10 protein-coding genes are annotated in these 16527 nt (G+C 64.0%); 8 read left to right on the top strand and 2 right to left on the bottom strand.

Annotated elements, in window-relative coordinates:
• Positions 1-3 precede the first annotated feature (3 nt).
• Together H7687_RS04910 and H7687_RS04905 are read left to right on the top strand one after the other, a co-directional pair.
• Positions 4-1512, top strand: coding sequence for a M16 family metallopeptidase (locus H7687_RS04910; protein ID WP_183345685.1), 1509 nt, complete (start codon positions 4-6; stop codon positions 1510-1512).
• Between the two features lie 9 nt (positions 1513-1521).
• Positions 1522-1632, top strand: a complete 111-nt coding sequence (locus H7687_RS04905) for an RCKP-type rubredoxin-like domain-containing protein (RefSeq protein ID WP_129127189.1) — start codon at positions 1522-1524, stop codon at positions 1630-1632.
• Positions 1633-1828: 196 nt separating this feature from the next.
• Here the strand turns inward: H7687_RS04905 and scpB are convergent, their stop codons facing one another.
• Entirely contained in the window at positions 1829-2608 is a 780-nt protein-coding gene (scpB, locus tag H7687_RS04900) for a methylmalonyl-CoA decarboxylase (protein WP_183345683.1), read from the bottom strand.
• A gap of 90 nt (positions 2609-2698) precedes the next feature.
• Entirely contained in the window at positions 2699-6100 is a 3402-nt protein-coding gene (locus tag H7687_RS04895) for an alpha-amylase family glycosyl hydrolase (protein WP_183345681.1), read from the bottom strand.
• Positions 6101-6329: 229 nt separating this feature from the next.
• On the opposite strand from H7687_RS04895, the gene mltG reads away from it, so the two are divergent.
• The 6 genes from mltG to H7687_RS04865 all read left to right on the top strand — a co-directional run bounded on the left by mltG (position 6330) and on the right by H7687_RS04865 (position 16465).
• Positions 6330-7376, top strand: a complete 1047-nt coding sequence (gene mltG, locus H7687_RS04890) for an endolytic transglycosylase MltG (RefSeq protein WP_281376677.1) — start codon at positions 6330-6332, stop codon at positions 7374-7376.
• Entirely contained in the window at positions 7377-9293 is a 1917-nt protein-coding gene (locus H7687_RS04885) for a response regulator (protein ID WP_183345679.1), read from the top strand.
• A 311-nt stretch (positions 9294-9604) separates the two neighbouring features.
• Positions 9605-10738, top strand: coding sequence for an ABC transporter substrate-binding protein (locus H7687_RS04880; RefSeq protein WP_183345677.1), 1134 nt, complete (start codon positions 9605-9607; stop codon positions 10736-10738).
• An 89-nt stretch (positions 10739-10827) separates the two neighbouring features.
• Complete coding sequence (locus H7687_RS04875; protein ID WP_183345675.1) at positions 10828-13311, top strand: methyl-accepting chemotaxis protein; 2484 nt, start codon at positions 10828-10830, stop codon at positions 13309-13311.
• 84 nt (positions 13312-13395) lie between these two features.
• On the top strand, positions 13396-15042 hold the full coding sequence (locus tag H7687_RS04870; protein ID WP_183345673.1) for an aspartate:alanine exchanger family transporter: 1647 nt from the start codon (positions 13396-13398) through the stop codon (positions 15040-15042).
• Between the two features lie 430 nt (positions 15043-15472).
• On the top strand, positions 15473-16465 hold the full coding sequence (locus H7687_RS04865; protein WP_183345670.1) for a c(7)-type cytochrome triheme domain-containing protein: 993 nt from the start codon (positions 15473-15475) through the stop codon (positions 16463-16465).
• Positions 16466-16527 lie beyond the last annotated feature (62 nt).

Genomic DNA, 16527 nt, shown 5'->3' with positions numbered 1-16527 from the left:
GTAATGAGTTCAATCAGCAATCGCTTGTTCAGCAAATCAACCCTGGTCCGTCTGGCGACCTTTGCTTTCCTGCTCGCCGTCGGCATCCCCGAGGCCAATGCCTTCCGGTCCAGCGCCATAGCCGAAGCGAAGGTCGACGCAGTCAGGGGGCCGCAGGCTGCGGCGCCGGCCGACCCGCGCACCATGACCTTCCCGCAGCTGAAGTTCCAGATCCCCAAGACGGAGCGCGTGCAGCTGAAAAACGGCATGATCGTTTACCTGCTGCAGGACCGCGAGCTCCCGATCGTGAACCTGACCAGCTACCTGAACGTCGGCAGCATCTACGAGCCGGACGCCAAGGTGGGGCTTGCCTCCCTGACCGGCGCCACCCTGAGAAGCGGCGGCACTCTGAAGACCCCGCCCGAAAAGCTGGACCGGGAGCTTGAGTTCATGGCCTCCTCCATCGAGTCCGGCATGAACGCCGACAATGCCAACGTCTCCTTCTCCACGCTGTCCAGGAACCTGGACCGCACCCTCACGCTCTTCGCCGAGGTGGTCCGGGAGCCCGCTTTCGATCCGGCCCGTTTCGAGCTGGCCAAGAGCCACGCCATCGAAGGGATCAGGCGCCAGAACGACGACCCCAAAGGAGTCGCCGGGCGTGAACTGACCCGCGCCATCTACGCAGGGCACCCGCTCGGGCGCATTCCGACCGTCGCCACCGTGAACGCCATCACCCGCGACGATCTGATCGCCTTCCACAAGCGCTACTTCTACCCGGCCAACATGATCCTGGCCGTCTCCGGCGATTTCGACCGGACCGACCTGCTCAGGAAACTGGAGGCGATCTTCGGCGACTGGCCCAACCAGAGCGCCCCCTTCCCGGTAGTGCCCAAACCCAACGAGGAGATGACCCCGGCGGTGCTGCACGTGCAGAAAGAGGTGAACCAGTCGGTGATCCGCATGGGGCACATCGGCATCGACAAGAACAACCCGGACCTCTATGCCATCAAGGTGATGGATTATATCCTCGGCGGCGGCTTCACCTCGCGACTCACCCAGGAGATCCGCTCCAACCAGGGGCTTGCCTACAACGTGGACGCCTACTTCGACCCGGGGCGCCGCTTCAAGGGTCCCTTCATAGCCGAGACCGAGACCAAGGTGGAGTCGACGGCACGCACCATCAAGCTCTTGGAATCCCTCATCACCGGGATGACGCAGGCCGAGGTCTCCGAGGCGGAGCTGCAACTGGCCAAGAACGCCATCATCAACTCCTTCATCTTCGCCTTCGAGAAGAGCAGCGCGGTGGTGGCGCAGCAGGCGCGCCTGGAGTTCTACGGCTATCCCAAGGGATACCTGGACAACTACCGCGACAACATCGCCCGCGTCACCCGCGCCGACGTGCTGCGGGTGGCCAAGCAGTACCTGCGCCCGGACGCCATGAAACTGGTGGTGGTCGGGGACGAGAAGAAGTTCGACCAGCCGCTTTCGGTGTTCGGAAAGGTGCAGGAAATCAAGCTGAACAACAGCAAATAGGAGGAAGTTATGGCAACGTGGAAATGCAAGAGCTGTGGATTCACCAAGGAAGGTCGCTGCAAGCCGCAGAAGTGCCCGCAGTGCCAGGAGAAGGGGAACTTCGAGAAGGCTGAGGAATAGGCAGAGGCGGAGTTGCAAAAGGGCGAATAATTATTCGCCCCTACAAAAGCAAATGAAAAGCCCGACCGGCAACGCGCCGATCGGGCTTTTTTTGTCCATGTCCCCTCTACCCCTGGGAGAGGGTGGCCGAAGGCCCGGAGGGAGAGGGAGTTACACTCGCTGGAGGGTTAACAGCTGGCCAGTGGGCCGTTCAGGGCTAGTCCCCCGTGAACACCGGCGGCCGCTTCTCGAGGAAGGCCTTGATCCCTTCGGCATAGTCCTTACTGTCGTAGACCGTGCGCCGAAGCCCCTGCACCCGCTCGAAGGTGAGCGGCGAAAGGGGATGCGCGCTGGCCAGAAGCCTGATCTGCTCCTTGATCACCCCGATGGAGAGCGGGCTGTTCCTGGTGATCTTGTGGGCCATGCTGTAGGTGAACTCTTCGAGCTCCTCAGCTTCGACGAGGTGATTCAAAAGCCCCGCCTTGCTCGCCTGCTCCGCCGAGAGCGGCTCCGCCGTAAAGAACATCTCCTTGGCGAAGTTGACCCCCATGATGTTCATGAAGTGCAGGATGCCCGAGACGTTGTAGGGGACGCCGATCTTCGCCGGCGTCATGCAGAACGAGGAGCTGGGGCAGCCGATCAGGATGTCGCAGGACAGGGCAAGGTCGCAGGCGCCCCCCCAGACGCTCCCCTCGATCATGGCGATGACCGGGATGGGGAGGCTCTGGATGGAGCGCAGCACGGTCACCAGCGGGTCGTGGTAGGAAAGCGGATCACGCCCCGGCAGCGGCAGCTCGTGCACGTCGTGCCCGGCCGACCAGACTTTGGACCCCTTCGGGGCCCGGATCACCAGCACCCTCATCCTCCCCTTCTGGAGCGCGCCGATCGACTGCAGCATCTCGTCGATGAGCGCGCCGCTGAGCATGTTGCGGTGCTCGGGGTCGTTGAAGGTGATGGTCCCTACGTTGTCCTGCAGTGCCGTGTTGATGACCGCCATTGCTCTCCCCTCTCTTTCATTGATGCGATAGATAAGGGCGCTCCGGTTGATCAAGCGCCAGTTCTGATTCTAACAGGTAACTGGCAAAAATCAGAAGCCGGTCTGCAAAACGTTCATTAGCTGGTCGAGCCGGTATCCGGCCGCCGCCGCACTTTCCTTCATCAGGGTTGCCACTGCCTTGGCCGGCAGCTCCTGCGCCTTGCCGGACTTGGCTTCGGCGCCAACCTCCGCGTATGGCTCAACCTGCGCCAGCCAGTCCACCAGCAGCTCGAAGCGCTCCTTGTTGAACCACTGCGCCCCGTCGCTTTCATGCAGGAACAGGAAGCGGGCCGCCGCCGGGTCCGAGAAGAGGGCGGCCGAGCAGCGGGTCACGCCGATGACGCGGCAGTTGGCCAGGAAGGCCTCGTGCCGCAGCAGCAGCCCGAGCAGCTTGCCGAAGGCGCGCGGGGGGAGATCGACGACCTGTTCCGGTTCCGCCGGGGGGAGCGTCTGGAAGACCTGCACCAGCGGGTGCACCAGGCCGAACTCCTCGAACAGCTGCACGCTCTCGGCCTCCCGCAACCCGCCCGTCCTGTGCAGTGCCTGGAAGGCACACAGCAAAAGCCACTCGGCGGGCAGCAGGGCCCCTTCCTCCATCGATTGCAGGGCCTGCAGGAACTCGGTGCCGAAGATCCCGAGCAGGGCGCGCTGCGCCTTCTCCGGGGCCTCCGGCGCCAGCGCCTTATAGAAGGCGGCCAGCAGGGGCTCCAGCGGGGCGATGCGGGTCTGCGGCGCGACGCCCGGCTCCTGCAGCACCACGGCCGCCTTGGTCAGGAACAACCTGAACGACTCGTGCAGGGCGCCGTAGCGCACCTTCTTCACCTCTTCGTCCAGGTTGTCGACCCCGGCGCCGTTCAACCGGTGGCAGAGCGCCCCCCAGGTGCCGTAATCGTCGTCGTAGATCTCGTTGAAGTCGAGGAAGGCGTGATACTCGTAGGCCCCCATCTCGACGTAGAGCCCCTGGTCGCAGAGGTCGCGTCCGTTTCTCAGGTAGCAAAGGCCGGAGGCGTAATCGCGGAAGCTGTAGTAATGGCGGCCGTCACGCTTGAAACTGAGCGCATCGCCCAGGGTGGTCTGCGCCAGGGATGTGCCGCCGGAGGCGTTCTTCCTCAACACGGCGCAGGAGGTGCGGATCCAGCCGGCGGTGGAGGCGTAGGCGTTGTGGAACAGGATCAGGCCGCGCTCGCCGTCGTTTCTGTTGGAGTAGGCGAAGACGTTCTCGTTGACGCTGTGCCCGGAGTAGAAGTCGTACAGCGTGAACTGCTCGCTGCCGGAGAAGATGTGGCGCCGGCGCATGAGCGGGAAGATGTCGCTTTCGTGACGGGCCACCAGGTGCTGGTCCACCGGCTCGTCCCAGTAGGCGCGCCGGTATTCCATGCCGTACTTCTCGTGGAACCCCTCGATCTGCCCGTGGCCGAACATGGGGAGGCCGGGCATGGTGACCAGGAGCACGGTGGCGCCGAAGTATTTCCCCTCCTTGCCGAACTGCTCCACGGCGGTGCGCTCGTCCGGGTTGTTCATGAAGTTCACGAAGCGCTTCAGGATCTCCGGTTCGAACTCGAGCACGTTCTTCACCGTCTGCCGGTACTTGGCGTTCTCCTCCATCTTCAGCATGTTCATGAAGGCGGAGTTGTAGACGCGGTGCATGCCGAGGGTCCGGACGAAGTACCCTTCCATGAGCCAGAAGGCCTCGGCCAAGAGCAGGGTGTCGGGCGCTTCCACCGCCACACGGTCCACCACCTCGCGCCAGAACTCGGTCGGGAAGACCTCGTCGAAGCTGGCGCGGTCCATGCCGTGCTCGGCGCGCGAGGGCACGCCCGAGCCGTGGCCCGGCAGCGGATACCACAGGCGCTGGTAATGTTTCTTGGCCAGGGTCATGGCGGCGTCGAAGCGGATGATGGGGAACTGGCGCGCCACGTGGAGGATGGTGCCGATGACCGCCTCGCGCACCGCCGGGATCAGGTAGTTCAGCTGGGCCGTATCGTTCCAGGGGGTGGAGGTGCCGTCGTTGCCGTGGTAGATGTAGCGCACCCGGCCGTTGCCGCGGTCCAGGTGCTTGAAGACCACCGCCGCGTCGCGCTTGTCCCAGTAGCCGTCCTCGATGAACAGGCCGATGCGCCCGTCGGGCGAGAGGTCGGGGCCGTTGAACTGGTAGTCGGGGTACGGCGGGTAATCGAGCTGGATGAACCAGTCCGGGTGCTCGACGGTCCACTTCGAGTAGAGGCCGGTGTGGTTGGGGACCATGTCGCTTGCCAGGCGGATGCCGCGGGCGGCGCAGCGCTGGCGCAGGTTCTCCAGCGCCCACTCGCCGCCGAGGTCGTGGGCGATGACGTAGTCGTAGAGCGAGTAGGCCGAGGAGATCGCCTCCTGGTTGCCGGCGATGCGCTTGATCTGCTGCGACGAGGGGGAGCGCTCCCAGACGCCGATCAGCCAGAGCGCGCTGAAGCCGTAGCGGGCGAGGCGGTCCAGCTCCGCGTCCGGGATCTGGTCCAGGGTGCGCACCTCGGTCTGGTAGGTCTTGGCGAGCTGCCCCAGCCAGACGTACACCATCTTGGCGATCATCACCACGTTGGCCATCCAGTCCGCGTCCTGGGAGAAGCGCTCGTACTCGGGGTAGTCGTCGCCGCCGCGCTCTCCCCGGCCGAAGCGGAGCACCTTGGGCTCGCCGGGGCCGCCGAAGAAGGCGCGCCCCTCCTGGGAGACGATGTCCAGCGCGGTGACCAGTTCGGTGAGGAGCTCCGGCGGGAGGATGGCGGCCCAGTGCTCCCGGATGTAGGCGATCTGCCCGGAAAGCGAGTCCGGGGCCGCCTTCATGGGCGCCCGCAACAGTTCCGGCAGGGAGACCCCCATCGGTTGAAAGGGGGGCGCCTGGGCCAGGCGCCGGTCCAGTTCCGAGGTTACCTTGGGGTAAGGGGACGACTCGGCCAGTTGCGAGGCGTCGAACAGGCGGCGGAACTGGTCCAGGGCCCGGTTCTCGCCGTTTAACAGCATGAGCAGCAGTTCCGCCGCGAGCGCCTGTCGGCGGCTGCGTTCCTCGTCATCGCCGGCCATGAACCCCTGCGGGGTGTCGTTGCCAAGGACCATCTGCTGCGACGGGAACAGCTCCATGAAGCGCTGCAGCGCCGCCCCGGCGTCGCCGCCGAACTCGGGATACCCCGCCTGGGCCATGGCCGCGGCCACGATACCGGGCTGCTGGTTGGCGCAGTACTGCCCTATCACGTACCGGTACACCCGGCTCAGGATGGAATAAAGATGCAGCAATCCCGGCATGATGGCGGTCTCGTGCGGCGCCAGCTGCTTGTTCAGCTTACCGGCCAGGCGACGCGCGTAGATGATGCCGGGCACGTCCCCCAGTTCCTGGAGCATGGTGCGCAGGGCGACCCTATCGCCGCAGGCGGCGGAAATCTGGATCTGAAACGGGAAATAATCGGAGTTAATAAACCTCTGCTTCATCAAGCACCTCGTCTGCCCAACTGTAGTGGTGGACCGCTCCGGGCCGAGCGGCACGGCTAGATATGATACATTGGAAATGCCCCACTGTCTTTAAAAAAAATATTATTAAATTACGCAAACCGGCTTTTCTACCTTCACTCGCTCTGGCATTTGGCCTTGACACTGTTGCCGATTTCACCTAAACCTAGTGCTGAGTTAGCAAAAGCACCGTGTTGCATAGGATAGTGCCATCGTAGCTTCCAGCCTCAAAGATATCTTCCGGCGGCAGCGCAAACTCTGCCTCGCACTGCTGCTGATAGTCACCCTGGTACCCATCACCCGTTTTTCCCGGTTCCTGCTGTTTCCTCCCGGCGACGGCAAACGCGTGGAGATCGTCGAACTAGGCAAGGGGCGCCCGCTCAAAGCATTGGCCGGCGACCTCGAGGCGCGCCGTATCCTTTCCAGCGCCCGCCTCTTCACCCTCTACGCGCGCCTCAAGGGGGGCGACGCCCGGCTCAAGGCGGGTTACTACCAGTTCGACGACGGCATGCGCCCGAGCCAGATCCTCGCCAAGATGATCAGCGGCGAGGTGTACCAGCGCGTCTTCGCCCTTCCCGAGGGGTACTCCAGCTACCAGGTGGCGGAGATGCTTGAGAAACGCGGCATCTTCCCCAAGGAAAACTTCCTCGCCGCCTGCCGCGACGCGGCGCTGCTCAAGGAACTGGGCATCGACGCCGCCAGCGTCGAAGGATACCTCTTCCCCGGGAGCTACAACATCCTGCCCGGCAAGACGGAGCTGGAGGTGGTGCGCGAGATGGTGCAGCGGCAGCAGGCATTCCTCAAGGAATCGGTGGACGGCCGGGCCAGGGCCAAGGGGGTCCCGGTGCAGCAGTTGCTCATCCTCGCCTCCATGGTGGAGAAAGAGGCGGTGCTCCCCGCGGAGAAGCCGCTCATCGCCGCGGTGTTCCAGAACCGCCTGCGGCTCGGCATGCGGCTGCAGAGCGATCCCACCGCGCTGTACGGCGTGCGGGCCTTTGCCGGCAAGGTGAGACGGGAGGACATCCTGAAACCGACGCCGTACAATACCTACCTGATCCCGGCCCTCCCGCCGGGCCCGATCGGCAACCCGGGCAAAGACGCCATCGAGGCGGTGCTCAACCCCGCCGCGGTCTCCTATCTCTATTTCGTCGGACGCGGCGACGGCAGCCACCAATTCTCCAACGACCTCTCGTCTCATAACCAGGCGGTGCAAAAATACCTCAAAGCGCCTGCCGCGGCCGTGCAGGGAGGAAGCTAGATGACGGGCAGCATTCTGCTGGTGGAGGACAACGAGAAGCTCGCCGCGATGCTGCGCACCGTACTGGAAGGGCGCGGGCACCAGGTGAAGGGCGCCGCCAGCGGCGACGCCGCCCTTGCGCTGCTGCAGGCGCAGCGCTTCGGCCTTATGGTGCTGGACCTGAAACTGCCCGGGATGAGCGGCGTGGCGCTGCTGCAGCGGGTGCGCCGCAGCGCCGCGCTGAAGGAACTCCCGGTGGTGATCATGACCGGGGTGTTCCGCGGCGAGGAGTACGCCCGCGCCGCCGGCAAGCTCGGCGTCAAGGCCTACCTGGAAAAGCCCTTCGGTAAGGACGACTTTCTGAAAGCCGTGCAGGGCGCCCTGGAGCAGGGCCCGGCCCGCAAGGGCATCGCCCGGCTGCTCCTGGACCTCTACCGCAGCGGCGCCAACGGCATGCTGGAACTGCGCGGCGGGGCCAGGGTCTTCGTGGTCGGCGGCGAGCCCGCCAGCTTCTCGTCCCCCAGCTTCGTCCCGTTCCTGGTCTCCACCAGCCACCTGCAGCGCGGCGACCTGGAACAGTACCCGCCCGCCCGCCCGGGGCGCCTGCCGCTGGTGGAAGCCGGTCTGATCGGTTACGACGACCTCCTGGAGCAGTCCCGCCTGTTCCTGTTCCGCTCCCTCGTCGAGGCGCTGCTGCAGAACCAGTCGCCCCGGTTCACCGCCGACCTCGCCGGCATCGAACTCCCCCTCACCCCCGTCTCCGTGCCGCGCCTGCTGCACCATGCCGCCGGCGCCGCCAGTTTCGACCTTGCCCCGTACCTAGCCAGATGTGGCGCCCTCTGCCCGGTGCGCAGCACGGAATACTTCCGCCTGGTGAACCTGCTCAACATGGGACCGGAAGAGGTCGACCTGCTGCAGCAGCTCGGCCAGGGGAAAACGGTGCAGGCCATCCTCTCCACCTGCGACGCGCCCGCCCGGGGAGCGGCCCTCATCGACCTCATGGTGCGCCTGGGCATGCTGAACCTGTCCGCGGCGCCGGTTGCCGACCAGCAGCCCGATTTCCCGCAGAAGCTCCTGTTCAACCGCCCCATCGAGGAGGTCGCCGAGCGGCGGGCCGAGGCGGTCAACTTCGAGGACCTGGTCGACGAGGTATCGGAATCGATCGAACTGGTGGTCGGCAAGAAGGGGATGGCGGCGCCGCTGTCGGCGAGCGAAATCGACTTCGAGCAGGAAGTGCAGCGCGACTACGCCGCCATCCAGAACAAGAACTACTACGAGATCTTCGGCATGACTCCCGGCACCTTCAGCTTCGCCACGCTGAAAGAAGCCTACTTCGCCAAGACCCGCGAATACTCTCCCGAGAAGTTCATGCAGCTCTCCGGCGACACCCTGGGGCGCGCCCAGGACGTGCTCTCCCACTACGCCAACGCCTACAACACCCTCTCCAGCGTCATCGCCAAGGAGCGCTACGACGAGATGCTCAACGCCGACACCGTGGGGCTGGGGGGCAAGCGCGAGGACGAGCTGCAGGCGCGCATCCAGTTCCAGTCGGGCAAGGTGTTCCTGGAGATGGAGGATTACGGCAACGCCGAACGCGCCCTGCAGGACGCCTACACCCTCGACCCCGACGACGCCCAGACCAGCGCCTACCTCGCCTGGTCCATCTACAGGAACCCCGGCAACCAGCGCTCCCAGGGCGCCCTGGAGAAGTGCCGCATGCTCCTTTCCAAGAGCCTGCAGGCCGAGCGCAACGCCGACGCCTTCGCTTTCCGCGGCTGCATGCTGCTCGACGAAGGGCGGGACGGACTGGCCGAAGGGGAATTCCTGAAGGCCCTGAAGCTGAACCCGCACCAGCCGCAGGCCCAGGGGGGCATGCGCCTGATCAAGGAGCGCCGCGAGGCCGAGAAGAAGGGACTCTTCAAGCGCATCTTCGGCTGACCGCCGTCTCCTCCACCGCCAATCCCCCCCCGAGGCCTCATCACATGAGGCCTCTTCTTTTTTTTCTTCATGTGTTTCCCGCCCCACACCGTGTGCGCCCACTCCTTGCGCTGACTGCGATGGGAGAATGACCCATCCCGGCTAAGAGATCGGCTTGCCAAGCAATCATTAGCAGATATTATTTTAAAGTTTTTTAATACGGCCCCGATGAGGGGGAATGTGCGCCTAACGCGGCAGGGCGGCAGGGGAATTCCCCCCGCTCACCGCCCCGCTCCCCCCCTGCAGGCCCTACCCGAGAGAAGGAGGATGTCATGAAAAAGATGATTTTCCTGACCGTGGTGCTGATGATGCTGGCTCCGACGACACACGCCGCTGGGCCGGTGGGCGACGTGATCAAGATCGGCATGGTGAACGACCAGACCGGCGCCAACAAGGGCTCCGGGAGGGGTATGAAGGTAGGGGTCGAGGCCTACTTCAAGGCGGTCAACGCCAAGGGGGGCGTCAACGGCAGGAAGGTGGAACTGGTCTCCCTGGACGACCAGATGCTGACCGACAAGACCATCGACTGCCTGCTCAAGCTGGCCGACGAGCAGAAGGTGTTCGCGGTGGTGGGGTCGGTGGGAACCTCGAACTGCGTGGCGAGCCTTCCGGTGGTCAAGGAATACAAGCTCCCCTACATCAACCCGAGGACCGGGGCGACGGAACTGCGCACCCCGGTGGTCCGTGAGGTGTTCCACATCAGGGCGAGTTACCAGCAGGAGGTGGACCGCATCGTCGACCAACTGGTCAAGCAGGGGGCCAAGCGCTTCGCGGTCTTCTACCAGAACGACGGCCTGGGCACCGACATCCTCGCCTCCACCGAAAACGCGGTCAAGCGCCACGGCCTGGGCCTGGTCTCCAAGGGCTCCTTCGAGAGGAACACGGTCGCAGTCACCGCGGGCCTCGCCAGCATCATGGCCGGCAAGCCCGACGCCATCATCGTCGGCGCCGTCTACAAGCCGGGCGCGGAGTTCATCAAGATGGCGCGCAAGGAAGGGGTCAGCGCCTACCTCGCCTCCGGTTCCTTTGCCGGCGGCATGAACCTGGTCAAGGCGGTGGGACCGGGGGCCGCCGAGGGGATCATCATGAGCCAGGTGGTGCCCGAACTCGATGACCTCACGCTCCCCATCACCAGGGAGTGCAAGGAGGCCATCGAGAAGAACCCCGAGGACGTCGGCTTCAACTCGGTGAGCATGGAGGGGTGCATGGCCGCCAAGTCGATGATCATGGCCCTCGAGAAGGCCGGCAACCCGCCCACCCAGGCCGCCTTCATCCAGGCCTACGAGAGCATGAAGGGAACCGACATGGGCGGCATCAAGCTGACCTTCTCCCCGGACAACCACCAGGGGCAGGACAACGTCTACCTGCAGGTGGTCAAGGGGGACAAGCTCGTTTCCCTGAAGTAGGGAAAGGGGGCGGTGAAGAGCGGGCAACCGGTGCCGTGTCCTGCACGGCACCGGTTTTGTTGGTGCTGCAACCTACTCCGGGGGGGGCAATGACCGTCAAGAGCAAGCTTCTGGGCAATATCGCGCTGACCATCGTCGGCATTTCCGTCCTGGCCGGCATCGGGCTCTTTTCCATAGCCAAGGTCAAATCGAGCATAGAGATCCTGACCGGCAAGTCGACGCCGCTGCACCTGAAGATGCTGGAGCTGCAGCAGACGGTGGAAAAGGTTTCCGCGGACTTCATGCGGCTGGAGATGACCACAGAGCCGAACGAGGTGGCGCATCTCTCCGAGTCGATCACCACCCGCATCAAGAGGATGGAGGAGCTGAACGACCAGATCGTCAAGGGTGGCGCCGCCTCCAGCGGCGTGGACACCGCGGTGCTGCGCGACATCGAAAAGACCGTGGTCCAGGTCGCCTCGCAGAGACTCAAGGACATGACGCTCTTCAAGAACGAGATCGGCACCGTGAACTCGGAGCTGCAGAAGGCCGAAGCAAGCGTGGCGGGGTTACGCAAGCAGATCAGCCAGATGGGGAGCAGCGCCCTCTCCAACATCAACTCCTCGCAGGCCGCCAACCTCCAGGTCAACAGTTCCATCAAGAAACTCCTCACCCTGCAAAGCCGGCTCAAGGACATCAACATCATCCTGAGCGACCTGGAACTGGTCAAGAACAAGTTCAAGGTGGCGCCCCTCAGGGAGCGCCTGAAGAACACGGTGGAACTGACCCGCAACATCGAGGGGGACCCGGGGGACAACCCGGCCATCAAGGAGGTCAAGGGGGTGGCCACCGACATCCTGAACCAGATCGGCGCCGAACAGGGGGGGCTGGTGGCCCTCAAGCTGGAGATGCTCAACAACCCGGAGAAGGCGGACGCCGAGCAGTACGCCAACAAGGCGCACGAGATCATGAAGCCGCTGGAAGAGAACAGCAGGAAGATCTTCAACACCATCGACACCCTGGAGCTGCAGATCGTCAAGGACCGCAACAAGGTGGTTTCCTCGCTGGGCTTCCAGAACTCGGCCAACACCGTCATGGAGGCGGGAAGCAACATCAGCGTCGACGTGAAGGAGCTCAACTCCGGGGTGCGCCAGATCATGCTGAGCGCCACCGACGCCGAGGTGGGAAGGCTGGTCGCCACCCTGGCCCAGACACGCAAGAGGATCGAGACCAACATCGCCCTGGCAAGAAAGGTGCTGCTCGAATCGGGACAGAAGGAACTGGCGCAAAAGATCTCCGACGTCTCGGAAACCGTGCGCCGCGCCTCGTCTTCGATCCAGAAGATAGAGGCCACCAAGCTCGGGGTGATCAGGAGCAACGCCGCCATGCAGAGGGCGCTGGAGTCCGCGCGCGGCATCTCCCGCGAGCAGGCGCAAAAAAGCGAGGAGCAGGTGAAGAGCATCGGCGAGAACCAGCAGCAGATCCTGACCGGCGTGCGCAACGCGGTCGACAACGCCACCGTCCTCTCCTACGTCATGATCGGGGTCTCCGTCGCCGTGGTGCTGATCTCGCTGGTGATCAGCCTGCGCATCATCGCCTCCATCACCAAGCCCCTCTTCCATGCCAAGCTGGTCACCGCCGAGATCGCCGACGGCAACCTGACCAAACGCATCAAGACCGGCTCCAATGACGAGATCGGCGACATCTGCAACAGCATCAACAACATCGTGGTGCACTTCCACGAGGTGATCTCGCGGGTGTCGCACAACACCACCCAGGTCGCCTCGACCTCGACCGAGCTCTCCTGCGCCGCCGAGCAGATGGCGGCCGGCGCGGCCCGGGTCGCCGAGCAGGCGGCCACGGTGGCGACCGCCAGCGAGGAGATGGCGGCCACCTCCAACGACATAGCGGTCAGCTGCACCCAGGCCGCGGCCGGCTCCAAGCAGGCCAACGACGCCGCGGTCGCCGGCGCGGACGTGGTCAAGGGGACGGTGCAGGGGATGAACCAGATCGCCGAGCAGGTGCGCGCCTCCGCGGTCACCATCGGCGACCTGGGCCAGAAGTCGGAGCAGATCGGCGCCATCGTCAACACCATCAACGACATCGCCGACCAGACCAACCTTCTGGCCCTGAACGCCGCCATCGAGGCGGCGCGCGCGGGGGAACAGGGACGCGGCTTTGCCGTGGTGGCCGACGAGGTGCGCGCGCTGGCGCAGAGGACCGCCAGCGCCACCCGCGAGATCGGGGAGATGATCAAGGCGGTGCAGCAGCAGACCAAGGGAGCCATCGGCGTGATGCAGTCGGGGGTGAGCCGGGTCGAGGCGGGGACGGTCGAGGCGGCCAAGTCCGGGGCCGCCCTGGAGGAGATCCTGCAGCAGATCGGTTCGGTCACCCTGCAGGTGAACCAGATCGCCACCGCGGCCGAGGAGCAGACCGCGACCACGGTCGAGATCAGCAACAACATCCAGAGCATCAACGAGGTGGTACAGGACACGGCCAAGAACGCGCAGGAGTCGGCCTCTTCGGCGCTGCTTTTGTCACGGCTGGCGGAAGAGCAGCAAAAACTGGTGGGACAGTTCAAGCTGAGCGAATAGAAGGACGCGTGAGACTCCTCACGGCGGCGAAAGCTTCATCAGGGGTGGGCGCCCCAGCGCCCGCCGGCGACAGAGGTGGCAATCATGATCAAGATACTCCTCGAGAACCCGTTGATGCTTCTGCTCATGGTCGCGGCACTGGGTTATCCCTTGGGCAAGATCAAGGTGTACGGCATCACGCTCGGCGTCGGCGCCGTCCTCTTCGTCGGGCTCGCCTTCGGGATGCTCCACCCCGACATGAAGGCACCCGCCATCGTGTACATCATGGGGCAGGCCCTCTTCGTCTATACCGTCGGCCTCTCCGCCGGCCCCTCCTTCATCTCGACCTTCCGCCGCAACGGCGTCATGAACAACGGTCTCGCGGGTGTGGTGCTGTGCGCTTCGGCGGCGCTGTGCGTCGCGCTGCAGAAATACTTCGCCATCAAGCCCGGCATCGCCGCCGGCATCTTCTGCGGCAGCATGACCGCCTCGCCAGCCCTGGGCGGCGCCCTGGAATCGATTCGCCAGATCGCCCCGCCGGACATGCTGGAGGCGATGCTCGCCGAACCGGTGGTCGGCTTCTCGGTCGCCTATCCCATCGGTGTCATCGGTCTCATGCTGACCATCAACGTCTGCCAGAAAATCTGGAAAGTGGACTACCAGGCCGAGTTCAAGGTGCTGCGCAAGCCCGAGGACCGCAACTCGCTGGTGCACTGCACCATCAAGGTTCAGAAGGTGGATCCCCCCGACCTCACCGTTCAGGCCCTGAACGAGTCCAACAACTGCGAGATCATCTTCAGCCGGATCAAGCGCGGGGAAGAGTTCTTCTTCGCCGGTCCCGCCACGGTGCTCCAGGCGGGGGACCTGGCCATGGTCGCCGGAGCGCCGCATGAAATCGAGAAAATCGCCACCGTGCTCGGGGAAAGAAGGAGCAAAGAGCGCCTGGGCTTGGACCGCACCGAGTACGAGTACCGCAGGATCTTCGTCTCCAGCCCGCAGGCCATCGGGCGTACCATCGGCGAGCTGCACCAGGACCAGCGCTTCGGCGAGGTGATCACGCTGGTGCGGCGCGGCGACAACGAGTTCCTCCCCGAGGCCGAGATGGTCCTGGAACTAGGAGACGTGGTCAGGGTGCTGGCGCACAAGACCTGCATGGACGACGTCACCGCCTTCTTCGGCAACTCCTACCGCAGGGTCAGCGAGGTGGACGTGATGACCTTCAGCCTGGGGCTGGTGATCGGGCTGGTGCTCGGCCTGATCCCCTTCCCCTTCCCCGGCGGCGGCAGCATGCAACTCGGCTTCGCCGGGGGGCCGCTCATCGTCGGCATCCTGCTGGGCACCTTCGGCCGGACCGGCAAGATGGTCTGGAGCCTCCCCTACAGCGCCAGCATGGTGCTGAAACAGGTGGGGCTGGTGCTGTTTCTGGCCGGCATCGGGACCCGCTCCGGCTACAGCCTGCTCACCACCTTGAGCCACGGTGGCGGCGGCAGCATCTTCATCACGGGCGTCCTGGTCACCAGCGTCACCGCCTTTCTCGGCCTGTTCATCGCCCACAAGATCCTGAAGCTCCCCATGACGCTCGCGGTGGGCATCGTCGCCGGGATGCACACCTCGACGCCTGGGCTGGGCTACATCAAGGAGCAGACCGGCAACGACCTCTCCGACCAGGGATACGCCTGCGTGTTCCCGTTTGCCACCATCGGCAAGATCATCCTGGTGCACATCATCATGGTTTCGACGGGTCAGCTGTAACAACGCGGATGAGCCGTTGGTGAGGGCCGCGGGTGTCCCCCCCGCGGCCCTCTTTTTTGCTTGATCGATGCTGAACACCTCCTTGTACTTCGTATATGTTTGCTATACAGCAGCCGCCCCGCCGCGCGGCGCCCCTCTCCCCGTAAACCTCCGTCCATTCAGCACCTTACGCCCCACCTTACTGCCCCGGTGTATAACATCTTTATACAGGCGGGGGGCATGTCCGATGGCACGCCCAGCGGCATTACCCTGCAATAACAACATCTTACACTGCGCGTGAAAAATCAGGCACGGCTAATGCTAAAGAGAACTCGTGCCGGTTTATCCGTGGCAGCAGTACACGGCCGGCAGTCATGCCAGTCCCGGTAATTGAGCTCGCAGCAGAGTGATGATAAGAAGCCAATCCCACTACACGTCAAAGGAGGAAGCCATGAGATTCAAATCGGCGTTACTTGTGCTGGCCGCGCTAGCCGTAGGATCTTCCGCAGCATACGCCATCGAGCTGAAGGACATCACCTACCAGACCGACGGGGGGGGCAAGGTGGTCTTCAGCCACAAGAAGCACCTGAAGAAGAAAACCGACAAGAGCCCCAACGTCAGTTGCAAGGTGTGCCACGAGAATCCGCGCGCGGCAAAAACGAAATACACCATGGCCGACATGGAGAAGGGGAAATCGTGCGGCAAGTGCCATAACGGCAGCAAGGCCTTCAGCGTCGCCAAGTGCACCGCCTGCCACCAGGTCAAGAACATCACCTTCAAGGTAAAGGAAACCGGCCCGGTACTCTTCAGCCACAACAAGCACCTGAAAACGATGCAGTGCAACGCCTGCCATAACTCTCTCTACAAGACCGGCCCCAACAAGGCGGTCTCGATGGCGGAAATGGAGAAGGGGAAATCATGCGGTGCCTGCCACAACGGCAAGAAAGCCTTCAGCGTCGCCAAGTGCGATGGCTGCCACCCCTCCCCCAAGCAGGTCGTGTTCAAGGTGAAGGAGACCGGCCCCACCGTCTTCAGCCACAGTAAGCACGTCGAACTCTACAGCTGCAGTTCCTGCCATACCAAGGTGTTCCCGCTGGGTTCCGGCAAGCCGGTCACCATGGCGGCCATGGAGAAGGGGAAATCGTGCGGGGCCTGCCACAACGCGAAGGAGGCCTTCGCCGTGTCCCAATGCGACAAGTGCCATCCGGTCCGGGAGATCAAGTTCAAGGTGGCCGACGTCGGGGACGTCAAGTTCAGCCACAGCAACCACCTGGGCATGTACAAGTGCAAGGATTGCCACAGCGGCACCTTCCCGACCAAGCGCGGCGGCAGGCAGGTCTCCATGGACGAGATGAAGAAAGCGAAGTCATGCGGTGCCTGCCACGACGGCAAGGCCGCCTTCACCGTGAACGGCAACTGCGATTCCTGCCACCAGCACGGGTAGACAAAGCGCCTGCGTCACCCGTGATGGATAAAAAAAACCGGCCACTCGAAATCGAGTGGCCG

The sequence above is a fragment of the Geomonas paludis genome, assembly GCF_014193585.1.
Lineage (GTDB): Bacteria > Desulfobacterota > Desulfuromonadia > Geobacterales > Geobacteraceae > Geomonas > Geomonas paludis.
The sequence above is the reverse complement of the archived record's forward strand: the minus strand, read 5'-3'. Positions and strand labels throughout refer to the sequence as shown.

Bases quoted from the DNA above. Each gene is read 5' to 3' on its own strand.
- H7687_RS04865 (WP_183345670.1), top strand. From the start codon at position 15,473: ATGAGATTCAAATCGGCGTTACTTGTGCTGGCCGCGCTAGCCGTAGGA.
- H7687_RS04875 (WP_183345675.1), top strand. From the start codon at position 10,828: ATGACCGTCAAGAGCAAGCTTCTGGGCAATATCGCGCTGACCATCGTC.
- H7687_RS04880 (WP_183345677.1), top strand. From the start codon at position 9,605: ATGAAAAAGATGATTTTCCTGACCGTGGTGCTGATGATGCTGGCTCCG.
- H7687_RS04910 (WP_183345685.1), top strand. From the start codon at position 4: ATGAGTTCAATCAGCAATCGCTTGTTCAGCAAATCAACCCTGGTCCGT.
- H7687_RS04905 (WP_129127189.1), top strand. From the start codon at position 1,522: ATGGCAACGTGGAAATGCAAGAGCTGTGGATTCACCAAGGAAGGTCGC.
- scpB (WP_183345683.1), bottom strand. From the start codon at position 2,608: ATGGCGGTCATCAACACGGCACTGCAGGACAACGTAGGGACCATCACC.
- H7687_RS04885 (WP_183345679.1), top strand. From the start codon at position 7,377: ATGACGGGCAGCATTCTGCTGGTGGAGGACAACGAGAAGCTCGCCGCG.
- H7687_RS04870 (WP_183345673.1), top strand. From the start codon at position 13,396: ATGATCAAGATACTCCTCGAGAACCCGTTGATGCTTCTGCTCATGGTC.
- H7687_RS04895 (WP_183345681.1), bottom strand. From the start codon at position 6,100: ATGAAGCAGAGGTTTATTAACTCCGATTATTTCCCGTTTCAGATCCAG.